We start from the raw sequence: 15784 nt of genomic DNA, 5'->3' as shown, positions 1-15784 counted from the left end.
TATTCAGCATCCAGGCGTATCGGCATCGTGCCCGGCAGTACCCCGGACTTTGACCCCCCTGCGGTTTTGACATGAACAGTTGGATCACTCCGGCGGTGTCGGCGAGCATCGCCAGCGGCCTCGCGCTTCTGCTGGCCTACTTCTACATCCATTCCCGACACAAAGAGCGCTTCTTCGCCTGGTGGACATGGTCCTGGGCCTTCTACACCCTGCGCAACGCATTCCATCTCTCGGACGTGCTCCTGGGTCCGACATCCTGGCTGCCCGTGCTGGGACACCTCTGCCTCGTCGCCCAGGCCATGTCCCTGCTCCAGGGGGCGCTTGTCATGACCGGCCGGAGCTGGCCGAAGCATCTGACCTGGACCGGTTGCGCAGTCGCTGCGTGGGTCATTTTCGCTTCCGTGGCCGGCCAGTCCCGCTACGCGGCGGGCGTGCCGGTGTACGTCTACGCCGGATTCCTGCAGATCTGGACAGGGGTCTTTTTCCTGAAGCTGTCCAGGCCCCGCGGTTTCGGCGACAGCCTGGCCGGCTGGTCGTTCATCGCCTGGGGAGCGCACAAGCTCGACTTCCCGCTGCTCACCACGGTGCCCTGGTTCGCCCCCTGGGGATTCATCATCGGAGCGTGCCTGGGCATGCTCGCGGCACTCGGGCAGCTGCTCTGGTACTTCGAGCGCATCCACCAGCGGCTCATCGTCAGCGAGGGCCGCTACCGCGAACTCTTCGAACTGGCCCCCCTGGGTATATTCCTGGTAAGCATGCGCGCGGGCGTTCTGTCAGCCAACCGCAAGGCGTCGGCCATCCTCGGCTACGAGCCCCACGAATTCCTCGGCCTGAACGCCCAGGATTTCATCCACCCGGAGGACCTGGCCGCCCAGCCGGTCTCCAGCACCACGGGGAGGCTCGCCCCCGGGCAAACCGTCCGGGTCGAGCGGCGCTACCGCCGCAAAGACGGGGAGTACATCCTGGCGGAGATCGACCTGGTGAAACTGCACGAGGAAGACAGGCTGCTGGTCATCGTCCAGGATGTCAGCGAGCTGCATGCGGCCATGGAGCGGGTGGAGGAAAGCGAAAGCCGCTTCAGGCAGATGGCCGAGCACATCGACCAGATATTCTTCCTGGCCGCGCCGGACTACTCGGAGTTCTTCTACGTCAGCCCCGCCTACGAGCGCATCTGGGACAACTCGCCCCAGAGCCTGTACGACAATCCCGCCTCGTGGCTGGACAACGTGCATCCCGATGACGTGCAGCGCATCAAGGACCTGCTCAGCTCCGCCCTGGGGTCCGGGCAGTACGAATCCCACTACCGGGTGGTGCACCCCGACGGCACGGTGCGCACCGTCCTGGCCCGGGCCTTCGAACTCCGGGGACCGGACGGGAAGCCCTACCGGGTGGCCGGTTCCGTAACGGACGTCACGGAACGCGAACGGGCCGAAAACGACCTGCGCAAGAGCCTGGCCATCAACCAGATGATCCTGCGCCACGCCCCCATGGGCGTCTGCGTCCACGACGGCGAGACCAGGCAATGCCTGGTGGCCAACGACCTGCTGGAGTCCCTGCTCGAAGAACGGATGGAGCAGCATCGGATCGACGACTTCAGGAACATCCCCTCCTGGCGAAAATCGGGCATGGCCGCCCTGGCCGAGGAGGCCCTGGCCGGGTCTGGGCCGCGCCGCAAGGAATTCAGGATACGCACGCCCTCGGGAAAGGAGCTGGTGCTGGACTGCATGTTCGCCCGCTTCGATGTGGACTCCAAGCCCTATCTGCTGCTCGTGGTCAACGACGTCACCGAACGGGTCAGGATGTCGGAACTCATGATCCAGTCGGAAAAGATGATGAGCGTGGGCGGCCTGGCCGCCGGCATGGCCCATGAGATCAACAACCCCCTGAGCGGCATCCTCCAGGGCGCCCAGGTGGTGCAGAAGCGCCTCGATCCGGACACCCCCTTGACCGCCCAGGCCCTGCGGGAAGCGGATCTGGACTCTGACGCATTCAGGCGTTTCATCGACAAGCGCGACATCATGGGGCTGCTGTCAGGCATGAGGCAGTCGGCGTCCCGGGCGGCGAAGATCGTGGCCGACATGCTCGAATTCAGCCGCAAGGGCGACTCCCACCACGAACTCTCCCACCTCGAGGACATCCTGGACACGGCCGTGGAGCTGTGCTCCAACGACTACGACCTGAAGAAAAACTACGATTTCAGGCACATCCTCATAGAGCGGGAATACGACCCGACCCTGGGGCCCGTGGAGTGTTCCCCCACCCAGATCGAACAGGTGGTCATGAACCTCCTGCGCAACGCTTCGCAGGCGTTGCGGGAACATTTCGAGGACGGGCGGCAGCCGAAGATAGTGTTGCGCACGAAAAAGGACGGAGACCAGGCGCGCATCGAGGTGGAGGACAACGGCCCCGGCATGCCCCAGGCCGTGAGAAGGCGCGTCTTCGAGCCCTTCTTCACCACCAAGCAGCCCGGCCAGGGCACCGGGCTCGGCCTGTCGGTGTCCTATTTCATCATCACGTCCAATCACCGGGGCAGCATCGAGGTGGACTCAGAGCCGGGGGTGGGGGCGAAATTCATCATCCGGCTGCCCATGCCCGGCGAGGCGGACACGGCCTAGCGTCGCGTCCCTGAACAACACGAAGAGGACGCCACACTAGAGCAGGCAGGCCGTGGATTTCTCCACCCGGTTGCGCCCGCTCTTCTTGGCCATGTAGAGGGCCTGGTCGGCAGCCGTGTAGAGCGACGAATAGTTCTGGATGGACGGGCACACGTCGGCCACGCCGATGCTCACCGTCAACGAGGCCGGCCCGGACGTGGTCTGCGCAAGCACGGCCGACTCCACTTCCGCGCGGATGCGTTCGGCGGTGTCGGCCGCGTCCTCGAGCCCGGTCTCCGGCATGAGCACGGCGAACTCCTCCCCTCCGATCCGGGCCGCGAAATCGGTCTTCCTGACGAGGGACGCGATCAGCCCGGCCACGGCGATAAGCACCGAATCCCCCACGGGGTGCCCGAACCTGTCGTTGATGGACTTGAAATGGTCCAGGTCCAAAAGGATCATGGCCAGGGGCCTCTTGTATCGCAGGGCCCGGACGATCTCCCGCTCCACTATCTCGTTGAAGCGCTTGCGGTTGCGCAGCCCCGTGAGGATGTCGGTGTTGGCCTGCACGGTCAGCTCGGCCTCGGCCTGGCGCAGCTTGTCCATGGCCAGGTGCAGACGCTTGTTGAAGCTTCTGAAATAGGCCACGGAAGCCGTCAAGCTCATGAGAAGCAGCACGACCAGGAGCACCAGGGGCAGGTGCTGGCCGATGAAATCCCTCACGGACACCCTGCCGAACTCCTCATAGGGCGGAACCCGCAGTTCGCGCATGATCGCGTGGATGGACTCGTAGGGCAGCGGCACGGTCCACTCGCACCCCTCATGCCCGACCGCGTGCCCCTGCCCGGGGCGCATGGTGAGCAGCGCCGCCGCCATCCGGCGGGCCAGCTCGTCGGACGTGTGGCTGAGCTTGGCGAAGGGCCATTCAGGCACTAGGTCCGTGCTGTAGAGGAAGGGGAACGTCGGATCCGGCCTGAAGCCCGGGGGGGTGATGACCTTTATGTCATCCAGACGGAGCAGACCCTCGGCCGCCATGCGCTCCAGGGTGTCGGTGCGCACCACGCCCGCGTCGGCCTGGCCGCCCAGGACGGCATCCACGGCGTCGTTGTGGGTGCTGGCGAACCAGAGCGAAGCCAGCTCCGTGTCGGGGTCGACGCCGTGCTGGCGCAGCGTGTGCCAGCCCATGAGCCAGCCGCCCAGCGAATAGCGCGCCGTGGCCACCAGCTTCTTGCCCCGGAGATCGCCCAGGGTGTCGATGCCCTTTCTGTCCGCCCGGGTGAAGAAGACCCCGCCGAACCGGTCCGAGGCCCGACCCGCGGCATGGTTGATGAGCGTGGCGATACGGATGACGTCGTGGCGCACCTCGAGATTGACGTATATGGCCGGGTTGGCCACCACGAAGTCGATGGAGCCCGCCACCACGGCGTCATCCACGGATTCGAACGGAAGGGGCACCAGCGTGAAGTCGTATTCCGGCAGGGCCTTGGCCACGGAGCGGATCATGCCGCCCCAATCCTCAAGGCAGTTCGCGATGCCCCGGTTGGCCAGGATGCCGATGCGGATGTTCTTCTGGATCAAAGGCTCATCGCAGCGGCCCCATGTGGGGGAAAACAGGCAGAACAGAACGCCGGCGAGAAACAGCCGGATGGCTGATCGATTTTCGCCCAGGACAAGCACGAAAAAGCGGTGGAATATCCTGACTAAAGCGAAAACCGACATGGGAAGGGTTTGTATCAGTGTGCAAGGATTCAGCAAGGAGCAATCGCAACTGGGTAGAATTGTCCCGTTTTTCGCCCTTTGACCGGTAGGGTTTCCCTACTCTTCCCGCGAGAGCGTCCTCCGGCCGGACATCCGGACAAAAAAAGCGCGCCCGAAGGCGCGCCGCGATAGCCGAGGGAGCCGTCAATCGACGATGAACAGTCTTGCTCCGGTGGCGGTGTAGGATTGGTGGGCTTCGGCGTTGTCCGCCACCTGGTAGCTCATGCCGGGGGTCAGGATGAATTTCCTGCCGTCCTCGAGGGTGGTCTCGAGCTCGCCCTCCAGACAGTACAGGACGTGCCCCTTGCTGCACCAGTGGTCCGCGCGGTAGCCGGGTGAATACTCCACGACCCGGACGCGGATGGGATTGGACGAATCGCCGAACGTGCGGGTCCTCCACTGCGCCGTGCCTGGGTCGCCGGGATGCTCCGTTTTCTCCACCGAATTCCAATCCGTCGTGCAGAACGCGATGCCTTCCATCTTCATGGCGCCCTCCGGCGACGATACGATGCGGTTCTGATCCCTGGCCCAGGCCGTCGCCGCCCCGTGATGGGGGGCTATTCCTCCATGCGCCCGATCTCGCGCATCTGGCTCGACGGGCAGGTGTCGCAAGAGGCGCAGGTCTCGCAGCCGCCCTTGTAGGGATAGGGGGTGAGCACGACGTAGGTGCGGTTCATGGAGGAGCCGCTCTCGTTCCATTCCAGGCCGAGCTTCTTGAACTTCTTGCGGGCCTCGCGGGTAGGGGCGGGCAGGGGCATGCAGCCGCCGATGAGTTCGGGCATCACGCTCTGGGCCGCGCACATCACCAGGGTGATGGCCAGATGGTGATAGGCGAAACCGTGGTGATTGTTCTCTTCGAAGGCCCGCTGCACGTCGGCCTCGGTGTCCTCGTCCAGGTAGACCAGCAGGAAACCGTCGTCCGCATCCTTCTTGGTGGGCTCCATCTTGTAGGCATGAAGCTCCTTCTCCCACTTGAACCAGTACTTCTCCAGAAGCTCTGCCAGGCCCTGCTCGATGCGCATGAGCCCGCTGATCTCCATGTAGTATTCCATGTCGAACTCGGGCTGAGTCGTGATCTTTTCCAGGGTCATGTTTTCCTTGCCCACGTGCTGCTCCTTGGCGGTGTCTTCGGGTGGGCCAGGGGTGTAGCCTGTTTGCGCCCGGGGGGCAACTTCGGGCCGGGCAGCGCCCGCGCCACCGGCAACGGGCAGGACCGAACGCCCGCCGGGCACGCGCCAAGCGAGGCCGATCGCCTCAGCGCCCCGGTGGCAGGGTCACGGCCAGCAGGAGCGCCCTCTTGTCCCCGCCGGAGAAGAAGCTCAGGAACCGCGCCATGCCCGACGGGTCGGCCAGGTTCACCTTGTGCGCCCCGGACTTGGGCGTGGCCTGATACAGCCAGCGCCCGCCCGAGGCGTCCGGCAGGATCACTCCCACGTGGTAGTGCTGGAGGGTGTAGCCCATGCGCCGCCCGGTTTGGCTGAAGCTGACCAGCACGGCCTGGTCAGGGCGGACCTGGGCCAGGGCCTTTTTCCAGGCGCCCTGGTCGGAAGTGGCGAACCCAAGCATGTCCCGGCCGCTCTCCCGTCCGGTGGCGGGGCGTGGTTCGGGCAGGAGCCACGTCCTGGTCATCCCCTCGGAGAGGTTCAGGATCAGGTCGAAACCGAAGTCCCAGTCCTGGCCCATGGGCGCGCCCGGCCCGGAGTCGCCCTGCCGGTCGCGGGCGGCCTGGCGGGTGGTCACGGTTCCGGGCGCGAGGAGGCGCATGAGGGCGTAATCCAATCCCGAGCAATTGAGCCCGGGAGTGTCGAAGCTCTGCTCCGGGTGCTCGAACAGCGTCCAGCGCCCGGATTCATCGAGCACTCCGTCGGGACGGTAGGCGATGCCCAGGAGCCGGTCGGCCCGGGACGTGAGGTCCGCCCCTGAGACAGGGCAGGCGGCCAGCAGCACGGCGAAAATCACGAATGCCTGTATCATGGTCTAGTAGAAGAAGTTGATCACCGACATGGGGATGGTGAAGGTTTCAAAAAAGCTCGAGTTATTCACCGGGCCGGCGGGTTGGGCGACCGATTGCAGGTTGCCCGGCCCTACGGACACGGACATGCCCTGGGCCGTGTTGGCAAGGTTCATGAGCGCGGTGAGCCGATACGCGAAGGAATCCACGTTGACGCTCAAGGTCGTGGACTGGGAGGTCTGGGTCCCCAGGGGGGCGGCCAGGGCCGGGCAGGACAGAGCCGCCAAGGCGAGCACGAGGGCGAGGGTCTTCATGACGGGCCTCCTAGAAGAACAGTTGCTTGATGAAGAAGTCGGGGATCTCCAGGGTCAGCCCCTCCGTATGCCCGGCCAGCGACCCTGATCCCTTGAGAGCTGCCGGAGTGAGCACCACTAAGAGCCCCGTGGCGGTCTTGGAGTAGGTCACGGTGTTTGTCACCTGGTAGGGCGAGCCCGCGATGGTGGGCGAGGCGGCCACCGTGGCCGGAAGCGAGGCCGCCCCCGTCTGGGATTGGGCCTGGGTCTGGGACTGGGCAATGCCGGACAGGGACTGGGCCTGAGACTGGGGAAGGGGCTGGGCCTGGGAGATGTCGAACAGGGACTGGGCCAATGCCTGGGGGAAGGACTGGGCCAGGCTTATGTCGGAAAACGACAGGGCCTGGGGCAGCAACTGGGCCTGGGCGATGCCGGACAGGGCCAGAAGCGACGCGACGAGCACGGACGCGAAAAGGCGCATGGCGGGACCTCCTTATGCCGGATCGTCTCTCCATGCGCCTGAACGGATATGGCGTCAATGCCCTCTGGCTCTTTGCCCCCCAGTTGGATTTCCGGTGTACGCGGCGAGTCCGGTGTGTCATATGAGAGGGTGGAGTTAATAAGCTTCGGGAGGTCGCCATGACCAGAGCCGAGATCTTCAAGGAAATGGAAGAGATGTTTGGCCTTGTGCCGTCCATGTTCAAATCAATTCCGGACGCGACCCTGGAACTCGAATGGAGCCTGTTCAAGCAGGTGCAGCTTGCGCCCGGAGAAATCCCCGCCAAGTACCGGGAGCTGATGGGGGTGGCTATCTCCGCCATCACGAAATGCCGGTACTGCGCCTTTTTCCACACCGAGATGGCCAAGCTGAACGGAGCCACCCCGGCCGAAATCGAGGAGGCGGTGCACTACGCCAAATCCAGTGCCGGGTGGAGCGCCTACGTGAATGGCATGCAGATTGATTTCGAGCAGTTCAAGCGCGAGATCACCCAGGTCTGCCAGCATGTGCGCCTGGCGCGTGAGTCCATGGGACCGGGCGACATGTCCGAGTAGCGCGGCGCGAAAAAACGCCGGGACGGACGCCAAGCGTCCGCCCCGGCGGGGGGTTCGTCTCTCTTGTTAACGGCCGGAAGCGTCAGCAGATTCCGCGTTCGCTTCCCGAAAGGTCCCGCTGGGACTACGCCTTCTCTTTCTTCCTCTGCCCGTAGAGGATGTGGCGCTTTCCGGCGTTCAGCTCGGCCTTGCGCAGGCGGATGGACAGGGGCGTCACCTCCACCAGTTCGTCGTCGCGCACGAAGTGGATGGCCCGCTCCAGGGTCATGGGGCGGATGGGGGTGAGCACGCAGTTCTCGTCCTTGCCCGAAGCGCGCATGTTGGTGAGCTTCTTTTCCTTGCAGGGGTTGATGTCCAGGTCATTGTCGCGGTTGTGCTCGCCCACGATCATGCCCTCGTACACCGGGTCGCCCGCGGTGATGAACATCTCGCCGCGCGGCTCCAGGTGGAACAGGCCGTAGGCCACGCCCACGCCCATGCGGTCGGCCACCAGGGAGCCGGTGAACCGGGTGGGGAAGTCGCCCCGGTAGGGCTCGTAGCCCTCCAGGAGCGAGTTCATGATGCCCGTGCCCTTGGTGTCGGTGAGGAACTCGTCTCGGTAGCCGATGAGCCCGCGCGAGGGCACCGAGAACTCCATGCGCACCCGGCCCTTGCCGTGGTTCACCAGGTTCACCATGCGGCCCTTGCGGATGGCGAGCTTTTCCGTGACCACGCCGAGGAAGGTCTCCTCGCAATCCACGAACACGCTCTCGATGGGCTCCAGACGCTTGCCCTTCTCTTCCTTGTAGATGACCTCGGGACGGCTGACGGAAAGCTCGAAGCCCTCGCGGCGCATGGTCTCGATCAGGATGGCCATCTGGAACTCGCCGCGGCCCTTGACGATGAAGCTGTCCTTGTCCTCGCTCTGCTCCACCTTGATGGCCACGTTGGACAGGCACTCGCGCTCCAGGCGTTCCAGAATCTTGCGAGACTGCACGAGCTTGCCCTCGCGCCCGGCCAGGGGAGAGGTGTTGATGGCGAACTTCATGGACACGGTGGGCTCGTCCACGGTGATGCGCGGCAGGGCCTTGGGGGCGGAGGCGGTGCAGATGGTGTCGCCGATCTTCACGTCCTCGATGCCCGAGAGCACGATGGTGTCGCCGGGGGTGGCCTCGGTGGCGTCCACCAGGCTCGGGCCCTTGTAGGTCTGCAGGCGGGTGACGCGAAGCTGCTTCACCTCGCCGTTCTCGCCCATGCACACCAGGGTCTCGTTCTGGTGGGCCACGCCGTTCATGACCCGGCCGATGGCCAGGCGTCCCAGGAAGTCGGAATAGCCCAAGTCCGCCACCAGCATCTGGAAGGGGGCGGTGGAGTCGTAGCGCGGGGCGGGGATGTGCTCCAGGATGGCGTCGAAGAGCGGGGTCAGGTCGGTGCCCTCGCCCTCCAGGCTGGTCTTGGCCATGCCTTCACGGCCGATGGCGTAGAGCACGGGGAAGTCCAGCTGCTCCTCGCTGGCGTCCAGGTCGATGAACAGGTCGTAGACCTCGTCCAGCACTTCCTGGGGGCGGGCGTCCTTGCGGTCGATCTTGTTGACCACCACCATGATGGACAGACCGCGCTCCAGGGCTTTTTTCAACACGAAGCGGGTCTGGGGCAGCGGCCCCTCGGAGGAGTCCACCAGCAGGATCGCGCCGTCGGCCATGACCATGGAGCGTTCGACCTCGCCGCCGAAGTCGGCGTGGCCGGGGGTGTCGATGATGTTGATCTTCACGCCCTTCCAGGACACGGCGCAGTTCTTGGCGGCGATGGTGATGCCGCGCTCGCGCTCCAGGTCCATGGAGTCCATGACGCGGTCGTCCACTTCCTGGTTTTCGCGGAAGGTGCCGCTTTGCCGGAACAGGGCGTCCACCAGGGTGGTCTTGCCGTGGTCGACGTGGGCGATGATGGCAATATTTCTAATGCTGTCGTTGGAAGACATGTTCATAGGGATTGATCTCCAGTATTTTGGGAGGCCCCTCCATACGGCCCGGGGGACCCGCTGGCAAGCGAAAGTACCGTGACAACGGCGCTGCCCGCGCCGATTTTTTACGCGGCGCCGCAGGTGCCTGCCGCCAGCGCACCGCTCCGGCGGCGCACGCAGCCTTTGTCGGGAGGCAGAACAACCGGTGCTGTCCGGTTGTTCAAGAAATAAGAGGTTTTTGAAAAATATCTAGGGCAACGCCCCGGCGCTCGCAGGGCACGGCACAGAAATCGCGTCGGGATGGGTGTCGACCGCTCCGGCGGAAACTGACCGCCAAGCCCTCAGCGCGTGTTCAGGCAGTCCGCGCAGGGGGTGATCAGGGTCACGGAGTTGGCCTGCTCGTACGTGGTCTTGGCCTCGAAGAGCTGGATGGCCGCGTTGCGGTAGAGTTCACCGTAGGGCGTGGACGCCTGGGTGAAGCTCAGGTTGGCGATGAACTGCTGGTCGGCGGCTACCACCTGCGCCAGGGTGGGATTCGACGAGGAATAGCCGGGCGAGGCGTCGTGCTGGAAACAGGCCCCATCCACGCAGTCGATGGGGATGGCGCCGGCGGCCGTGGCCTGCAGGCCGCAGTAGTTTCCGTACTGGGGCACGAAGGACTTGATGTCGGCCACGAGGGACGAGGGATCGGCCTTGACGGCGGTCAGGAGCTGGTCCCAGATGGCCTCCTGCTGCTCCAGGGTTGTGACCTGGGCATGGGCGGCGGAGGCGGACAGGGCCAGGAACGCGGACAGGATAAAAACACGGGCGGTCATCATCAGGTAATTATGCCCGTTTCGGGGCCACGGGGCAAGGCCATTGGGCGAACAAAAGAAGGACGCCGGAGGCATCGCACGGCGTCCTTTCAGTCACACCCGCCAGCCCCCTCAGGAGTGAGGGCCGCGCGAACCGCGTTTCTTCCTCAGCGCAGCGAGGCCGGTCAGGCCCGCGCCGAGCAGGAGGACCGTGCCCGGCTCGGGAACGGGTGATCCCGAAAGCGAGAAAGCGGCGTTGAAAGAGGTTCCGCCAACGATGTCCGTGCCCACGCGCAGCCAGTCGGGGGCCAGGTTCGCGTTACGTATCCAGCTTTGCAGGTCGGGCAAGAAGGGAGTGCCTGGGGCAACGATGGGTTTCGGCGCGGAAAGCCACAAAAAATCGCCCGAGGACAAGTCCACCTGGGGCACGAAGAAATAGTGGTCCGGCGGCAGGTTAAGGGCAGTGATGAAATCCACATCGAATTGCACCTCCTCTCCCGTCACCGAGCCTTCGCCCAGTGTGTTCTGGTTTGGGATCTTGTTGATGCCGTTGACCACCGAATTCGCCGCCGTGAAGGAACCGAGGGCCGTGACCGAAAAGGACAGCGAGCCCGCCACGCTGTCGCGGCTGTCGAGCGCCACGTCGGAAGGGGAATTCGCCCGGGTGGGAACATTTCCCGAAGGTGGATCGGTGGAATCCTTGGGAAAGACGCGGTAGACTTCCACGGTCACGGAGTCGATGTCCACGAGGGAAGCCCCGGATGTCAGGAGCCCCGTGAACGTTGCCCCGGTTATCCGCGTGGGGGTAGACAACAGAAAATCGTCCGCAGATTCCGTTTCCAGCTTGCCGCCCGCGCTCGTGCGCGAAAGCGTGGCGATTTTTCCGTCCGGATCGCCGGTGCTGAAGAACACGACGTCGGCCGCGGCCGGTGTCGCCGTGGCCAGGCCAGCTGCCAGAAGCATGGTTGTGAACAGGAACAGAAGAACCGGGACCGACTTTTGCCTTCGAGCGGTATTGGTCATGACCGCCTCCCCTGCTGGAATAACGGCATGGTACGGAATACGACCGGGATCGAAGGAATGAACAAACAAGATTCGTGCCGCGCGTCATCCTCAATCTTTCCGCGCAGCTATCACTTGACGAGGTGATTCGATCTGTAAACTATTCTTACATCTGATAGCAGGGCCGACACCGCCCGGCCCGAAAATACATTCCGCGTTCAGCGCCTTCCTCCGTTTTTCATCTCCCTATCCAAACCGCGCCGCGCCTGGAGGCGTTGTCGAAAGATACCGCCGGTATGGCCTATTTCCCGGGCTGCACGTTGAAAAACGGCACGAAATTCTGGCCGCTGCCCATGACCGTCGACGGGACATGGCCGCTCCAACGCTCAGCCCAGGTCTGCGCGGTGACCTGCGGATTGGCGGCGATGACCTTGGCCTTGAGCGACAGGGCGTCGGCCTCGGCCGTCCCCTTGAGGCGGATGGCGTTGGATTCGGCCAGAGCGGTCTTTTCGATTTTCGTGGCCTCGGCAGCCGCGATCCTTTCGATCCGGGTGGCCTCGCCCTCGGCCGCGAAAATCTTGGCGTCAGCGTCACCCTTGGCCTTCTTGCGCAGGGCTTCGGCTTCACCGTCGGCCTTGGCCTTGGCCTGTTCCGCCTGGGCCTGGACCTTGGCCAGCTCGTTTTGGGCGGCTATGGCGTCGTTCTTGGCCTGCACGGCCGCCTCGTTGCTCTTCTTGAAACTGGCGGCCAAGTCGAACTCCACAATCTGGACGTCCACGACGCTGATCCAGTCCGCGGTGGCCAGGGCGATAGAGTTCTTGATCTCCTGGGTGATGTCCCCCATGCCCATGTTGAAGCTCGTGAGGTTCTTGCGGGCCACCACCTCGCGGATGCGCTGGATGATGATGGGGCGCATGTTCTCGGCCACGTCTACGTTGCCGACCCGGCCGACCTGATAAAGGAGCTTCTCCACCGACGTTTCGGGCACCCGGTAGGAAACCGACAGCCCGAGTTCCACGGTCTGGTTGTCGGAGGTGAAGAAGACGGTCTTGGGGAAGGGGAAGCGCATGAGCGACACGGCCAGGAAGTCTACCGTGTCAAGGAAGGGCACCTTGAAGTGGATTCCGGGCTTCATAAGCCCCGGCTGGACCTCGCCCAACCGGCGCACCATGGCCACTTCCGTGGGGTCAACGATGTAGAACGATTTGGACAGGACCAGGAGAATCCCCCCCAGAACCAAGGCGTAGCCGAGCTTCCGGAAGGACAGGTTGGGCATTCTGGACAGGGGCGAGAGGTTCGAGAGGCTCTCCATATGCCGGACTCCCATGGCGTGCATGTTCGCGAACAGCGGAATGGCGGCCGCAATCGCCTCCGCGCAGGGACAGCGCACGGAATATGCGCAGCCAAACCAAACTCGGGCGCGAATCTATTCAACACGAGTATGCGTGGCAAGAAAAAAAGCAAAATACATATAGGGCTATGCCAAAATATATTCCAGCTACCTGATCCAGATCAGGCTGGCCTGCCTGCCCGAATCGGCCTTGTCCCTTCTGTAGGAATGGAACCCCGAAAGGCTGTGGGTGCACAGGTCCAGCCCGAAGATGCGGTCGGGCCTGAGCCCCGCCTCGAGAAGCTGGGCCACGGTGAGCCGCCACAGGTTCACGGTCTGGGTGGCCGGGTCGAAGAAATCCCGGAACCTCTCCCCGAACTCCATCTCGAAATTCTTGAACTCGCTGGCCCCGGGACCCAGGCTCGGGCCGCGCACGGCCAGGAGCTCCCCCGGCTCGATTCCGTAGCGCTCGCAGAACGCGGCCACGCCCTTCTGGGGGAACTCCAGCACGTTGCCGCGCCAGCCCACGTGCAGCCCGGCCACGTATTTGCCGCTCTCGTGAGCGATGAGGATGGGCTGGCAGTCGGCGGTCTTGACCACCAGGGCGCGGCCCGGCTCGGATGTGGTCGAGCCGTCGGCCTCGGCCTGTGACGCCTCGTGCGGGGCCACGGCCCCGGGCTCGAAGGCCATGTCCGTGCCGTGCACCTGCTTGAGCGAGCACCAGGAATCAAAACCCAGGCGCAGGCGCAGGGATTCCCGGTTGGCCCGCACCGCTTTCGGGTCCTTGGCCACGTTATAGGAAATATTGCCGCGCTCCGGGCCGCACTCGGCCGTGGTGAACGCGGCGCGCACCCCGGGAACGCCGGGGAAGGAAAACTCGATGACGCTTACGGACATGCTCTCTCCTCTCGCTCACTCTCCAGGATGAACCCGGATAACCTCTTCGCTCGTGACCACGGCGTGAACCGGCCTGTCCCAGGGCTCCAGCGGCAGGCGCTCCACCACCTGGAACGGATGCGCCAGCCCGATGAGAAACGTCTTCTCGAACCCCGGCCCGGCCAGCAGCCGGTCGTAGTATCCCTGGCCGAAGCCCAGCCTGCCGCCCCGGCGGTCGAAGGCCACGGCCGGGATGAGGGCCACGTCCGGGGCGAAGCCGGACAGGGCCGGGCAGCTTTCGGGATGGGGCTCCAGGATGCCGTAGGCTCCTGGGGCCAGCTCCTCGAAGCAGGTGACGCAGGCCACGTCGAGCACTCCGGCCTCTCCGGGGCGGCAGCGCGGGGCCAGCACGCGCACGCCCCGCCGCCACAGGCCCTCCAGGAGCGCCGAGGTCTCCACCTCGCCCTTGAAGGCGAAATAGACCATAACCTCGCGCGCCGAGCGCCAGCGGTCGAGCCCGTCCACCAGGATCGAAGCGGCGAGGCTGGCCCTGCGCACCTCATCCGGCGAGAGCCCGGCGCGCCGGGCCAGCACGGCCCTGCGCAGCGCGGCCTTGTCCGGCCCCGGGGCGTTTCCCGTGTTCGCGTTGAGCGGCTTCATGACTTATGCTAACATGCCGCACTTCGGCGGCAAAGAACCTTTCCCAGGGAGTCCTGCATGAGCGGCGCGGCATACTGGATCGGCATGGGCGACATCCACGGCCACACGGCAAGCCTTACGCGCATCCCGGAGCTTCCGGGCGCGGCCGGGGTCATCATAAGCGGCGACCTGACCATCAAGGGCGGCGTGGCCGAGGCCGGCCGGGTGATCGAGGCCGTGGCGGCCGTAAATCCCCGCATCCTGGCCCAGATCGGCAACATGGACCACGAGCCGGTGCAGTCCTGGCTGGACGGCAAGGGCATGGGCATCCACGCGCGATGCGTGGAGCTGGCTCCGGGCCTGGCGCTCATGGGCGTGGGCTGGTCCGGCCCCACGCCGTTCCACACGCCGAGCGAAGTGCCCGACTCGCAGCTGGGAGAATGGCTGGAGCAGGCCTGGGAGCAGGCCAAGGCCTTCGACCACGTGATCCTGGTTTCGCACACGCCGCCCCATGGCACCACCACCGACGTGGTGGGCCCCGGAGCCCACGTGGGCTCGGCGGCGGTGCGCGGCTTCATCGAGCGCGCCCAGCCCGACGTGTGCCTGACCGGCCACATCCACGAGGCCCGCAGCACGGACACCCTGGGCAGGACGGTCGTCATCAATCCCGGCGACCTGTCCTCGGGCGGCTACGCCATCATCGGCTACGACGGAAGCGCCGTCACGGCCAGGCTCATGACCATATCATAAGGAAGCGCCATGATACTCTATTCCTGGAACGTGAACGGGCTGCGCGCCGCGGCGGGCAAGGGTTTCCACGAGTGGCTCGAAACCTGCGGCGCGGACGTGGTGGGCATCCAGGAGACCAAGCTCCAGAAGGACCACGAAAACGGCTTTCCCGAGGTGCACGGCTACAAGACCGTGTTCGCATCGAGCAGCGTGAAGAAGGGTTATTCTGGCGTGGGCGTGTACTACCGCGCCGAGCCCCTGGCCGTGAACGCCGAGCTGCCCGACCCGAAATTCGGCGGCGAGGGAAGGCTCCTGCACCTGGAATATCCGGACTTCCACTTCTTCACCGTCTATTTCCCCAACGGCCAGATGGGCCCGGACCGGCTGGAATACAAGCTGGGCTACTACGACGCCTTCCTGGCCCACGCCCAGGAGCTTCGCGCGAAAAAGCCCATCGTGGTCTGCGGCGACGTCAACACCGCCCACACCGAGCTGGACCTGAAGAACGCCAAATCCAACGAGAAAACCTCGGGGTTCCTGCCCGTGGAGCGGGCCTGGCTGGATACGTTCGTGGCGGCGGGCTACGTGGACACCTTCCGCATGTTCGAGAAGGACGGCGGCCACTACTCCTGGTGGGACTACCGCTTCCAGGCCAGGGCGCGCAACGTGGGTTGGCGCATCGACTACTTCTTCGTGTCCGAGGAGCTGCGCCCCAGGGTGAAGCGCGCCTGGATCGAAAGCGACGTCATGGGCTCCGACCACTGCCCCGTGGGCCTGGAACTGGACCTCTAGGCACGGCGTTTGCTGGGCATTCCGTGGAGGATGC

The 15784-nt window shown here is 64.8% G+C and carries 16 protein-coding genes; 4 read left to right on the top strand and 12 right to left on the bottom strand.

What is annotated here, in order from left to right:
• Nucleotides 1-71 precede the first annotated feature (71 nt).
• Nucleotides 72-2615: a PAS domain-containing sensor histidine kinase gene (locus ML540_RS05060; RefSeq protein WP_243358949.1), complete on the top strand. Its 2544-nt coding sequence runs from the start codon at nt 72-74 to the stop codon at nt 2613-2615.
• Nucleotides 2616-2651: 36 nt separating this feature from the next.
• Here ML540_RS05060 and ML540_RS05055 read toward each other — a convergent pair whose 3' ends face one another.
• The 6 genes from ML540_RS05055 to ML540_RS05030 form a co-directional block, all read right to left on the bottom strand.
• A complete protein-coding gene (locus ML540_RS05055; RefSeq protein WP_243358947.1) occupies nt 2652-4172 on the bottom strand; it encodes a sensor domain-containing diguanylate cyclase in 1521 nt (506 codons plus the stop codon).
• Nucleotides 4173-4496: 324 nt separating this feature from the next.
• Nucleotides 4497-4838, bottom strand: a complete 342-nt coding sequence (locus ML540_RS05050; RefSeq protein WP_243358944.1) for a DHCW motif cupin fold protein — start codon at nt 4836-4838, stop codon at nt 4497-4499.
• A gap of 71 nt (nt 4839-4909) precedes the next feature.
• On the bottom strand, nt 4910-5458 hold the full coding sequence (locus ML540_RS05045) for a hypothetical protein (protein WP_243358943.1): 549 nt from the start codon (nt 5456-5458) through the stop codon (nt 4910-4912).
• A 148-nt stretch (nt 5459-5606) separates the two neighbouring features.
• Nucleotides 5607-6326 (bottom strand): hypothetical protein, encoded by a 720-nt coding sequence (locus ML540_RS05040; RefSeq protein WP_243358942.1) that lies wholly within the window; start codon nt 6324-6326, stop codon nt 5607-5609.
• Nucleotides 6327-6329: 3 nt separating this feature from the next.
• Nucleotides 6330-6617 (bottom strand): hypothetical protein, encoded by a 288-nt coding sequence (locus tag ML540_RS05035; protein ID WP_243358941.1) that lies wholly within the window; start codon nt 6615-6617, stop codon nt 6330-6332.
• A gap of 10 nt (nt 6618-6627) precedes the next feature.
• Entirely contained in the window at nt 6628-7077 is a 450-nt protein-coding gene (locus ML540_RS05030; protein ID WP_243358939.1) for a hypothetical protein, read from the bottom strand.
• 158 nt (nt 7078-7235) lie between these two features.
• Between ML540_RS05030 and ML540_RS05025 the strand changes: the two genes are divergently transcribed.
• Nucleotides 7236-7649 carry a carboxymuconolactone decarboxylase family protein gene (locus tag ML540_RS05025; protein ID WP_243358937.1) on the top strand — a complete coding sequence of 138 codons (414 nt, stop codon included), beginning with the start codon at nt 7236-7238 and terminating at the stop codon, nt 7647-7649.
• Nucleotides 7650-7773: 124 nt separating this feature from the next.
• On the opposite strand, the gene typA is transcribed toward ML540_RS05025, so the two are convergent.
• From typA to ML540_RS04995, 6 genes are all read right to left on the bottom strand, one after another.
• Nucleotides 7774-9606 (bottom strand): translational GTPase TypA, encoded by a 1833-nt coding sequence (gene typA, locus ML540_RS05020; RefSeq protein WP_243359647.1) that lies wholly within the window; start codon nt 9604-9606, stop codon nt 7774-7776.
• Nucleotides 9607-9929: 323 nt separating this feature from the next.
• Nucleotides 9930-10406 carry a phospholipase A2 family protein gene (locus tag ML540_RS05015; RefSeq protein ID WP_243358935.1) on the bottom strand — a complete coding sequence of 159 codons (477 nt, stop codon included), beginning with the start codon at nt 10404-10406 and terminating at the stop codon, nt 9930-9932.
• 108 nt (nt 10407-10514) lie between these two features.
• On the bottom strand, nt 10515-11474 hold the full coding sequence (locus ML540_RS05010) for a PEP-CTERM sorting domain-containing protein (RefSeq protein WP_243358933.1): 960 nt from the start codon (nt 11472-11474) through the stop codon (nt 10515-10517).
• Between the two features lie 211 nt (nt 11475-11685).
• Nucleotides 11686-12696 carry an SPFH domain-containing protein gene (locus tag ML540_RS05005; RefSeq protein WP_243358930.1) on the bottom strand — a complete coding sequence of 337 codons (1011 nt, stop codon included), beginning with the start codon at nt 12694-12696 and terminating at the stop codon, nt 11686-11688.
• Between the two features lie 186 nt (nt 12697-12882).
• Nucleotides 12883-13611 (bottom strand): purine nucleoside phosphorylase YfiH/LACC1 family protein, encoded by a 729-nt coding sequence (locus ML540_RS05000; protein WP_243358927.1) that lies wholly within the window; start codon nt 13609-13611, stop codon nt 12883-12885.
• 15 nt (nt 13612-13626) lie between these two features.
• A complete protein-coding gene (locus tag ML540_RS04995; RefSeq protein ID WP_243358925.1) occupies nt 13627-14250 on the bottom strand; it encodes a 5-formyltetrahydrofolate cyclo-ligase in 624 nt (207 codons plus the stop codon).
• Between the two features lie 57 nt (nt 14251-14307).
• Between ML540_RS04995 and ML540_RS04990 the strand changes: the two genes are divergently transcribed.
• Together ML540_RS04990 and ML540_RS04985 are read left to right on the top strand one after the other, a co-directional pair.
• Complete coding sequence (locus ML540_RS04990) at nt 14308-14979, top strand: metallophosphoesterase family protein (protein ID WP_243358924.1); 672 nt, start codon at nt 14308-14310, stop codon at nt 14977-14979.
• Between the two features lie 9 nt (nt 14980-14988).
• Nucleotides 14989-15750: an exodeoxyribonuclease III gene (locus ML540_RS04985; protein WP_243358922.1), complete on the top strand. Its 762-nt coding sequence runs from the start codon at nt 14989-14991 to the stop codon at nt 15748-15750.
• Nucleotides 15751-15784 lie beyond the last annotated feature (34 nt).

It is taken from the genome of Fundidesulfovibrio terrae, from assembly GCF_022808915.1.
Lineage (GTDB): Bacteria > Desulfobacterota > Desulfovibrionia > Desulfovibrionales > Desulfovibrionaceae > Fundidesulfovibrio > Fundidesulfovibrio terrae.
This window is presented reverse-complemented; position numbering and strand designations above follow the sequence as displayed.

Excerpts from the sequence above, each read along its gene's own strand:
- ML540_RS05060 (WP_243358949.1), top strand. The coding sequence starts at position 72 with ATGAACAGTTGGATCACTCCGGCGGTGTCGGCGAGCATCGCCAGCGGC.
- ML540_RS05000 (WP_243358927.1), bottom strand. The coding sequence starts at position 13,611 with ATGTCCGTAAGCGTCATCGAGTTTTCCTTCCCCGGCGTTCCCGGGGTG.
- ML540_RS04985 (WP_243358922.1), top strand. The coding sequence starts at position 14,989 with ATGATACTCTATTCCTGGAACGTGAACGGGCTGCGCGCCGCGGCGGGC.
- ML540_RS05035 (WP_243358941.1), bottom strand. The coding sequence starts at position 6,617 with ATGAAGACCCTCGCCCTCGTGCTCGCCTTGGCGGCTCTGTCCTGCCCG.
- typA (WP_243359647.1), bottom strand. The coding sequence starts at position 9,606 with ATGTCTTCCAACGACAGCATTAGAAATATTGCCATCATCGCCCACGTC.
- ML540_RS05050 (WP_243358944.1), bottom strand. The coding sequence starts at position 4,838 with ATGAAGATGGAAGGCATCGCGTTCTGCACGACGGATTGGAATTCGGTG.
- ML540_RS05015 (WP_243358935.1), bottom strand. The coding sequence starts at position 10,406 with ATGATGACCGCCCGTGTTTTTATCCTGTCCGCGTTCCTGGCCCTGTCC.
- ML540_RS05030 (WP_243358939.1), bottom strand. The coding sequence starts at position 7,077 with ATGCGCCTTTTCGCGTCCGTGCTCGTCGCGTCGCTTCTGGCCCTGTCC.
- ML540_RS05025 (WP_243358937.1), top strand. The coding sequence starts at position 7,236 with ATGACCAGAGCCGAGATCTTCAAGGAAATGGAAGAGATGTTTGGCCTT.
- ML540_RS05040 (WP_243358942.1), bottom strand. The coding sequence starts at position 6,326 with ATGATACAGGCATTCGTGATTTTCGCCGTGCTGCTGGCCGCCTGCCCT.
- ML540_RS04990 (WP_243358924.1), top strand. The coding sequence starts at position 14,308 with ATGAGCGGCGCGGCATACTGGATCGGCATGGGCGACATCCACGGCCAC.
- ML540_RS04995 (WP_243358925.1), bottom strand. The coding sequence starts at position 14,250 with ATGAAGCCGCTCAACGCGAACACGGGAAACGCCCCGGGGCCGGACAAG.
- ML540_RS05005 (WP_243358930.1), bottom strand. The coding sequence starts at position 12,696 with ATGGAGAGCCTCTCGAACCTCTCGCCCCTGTCCAGAATGCCCAACCTG.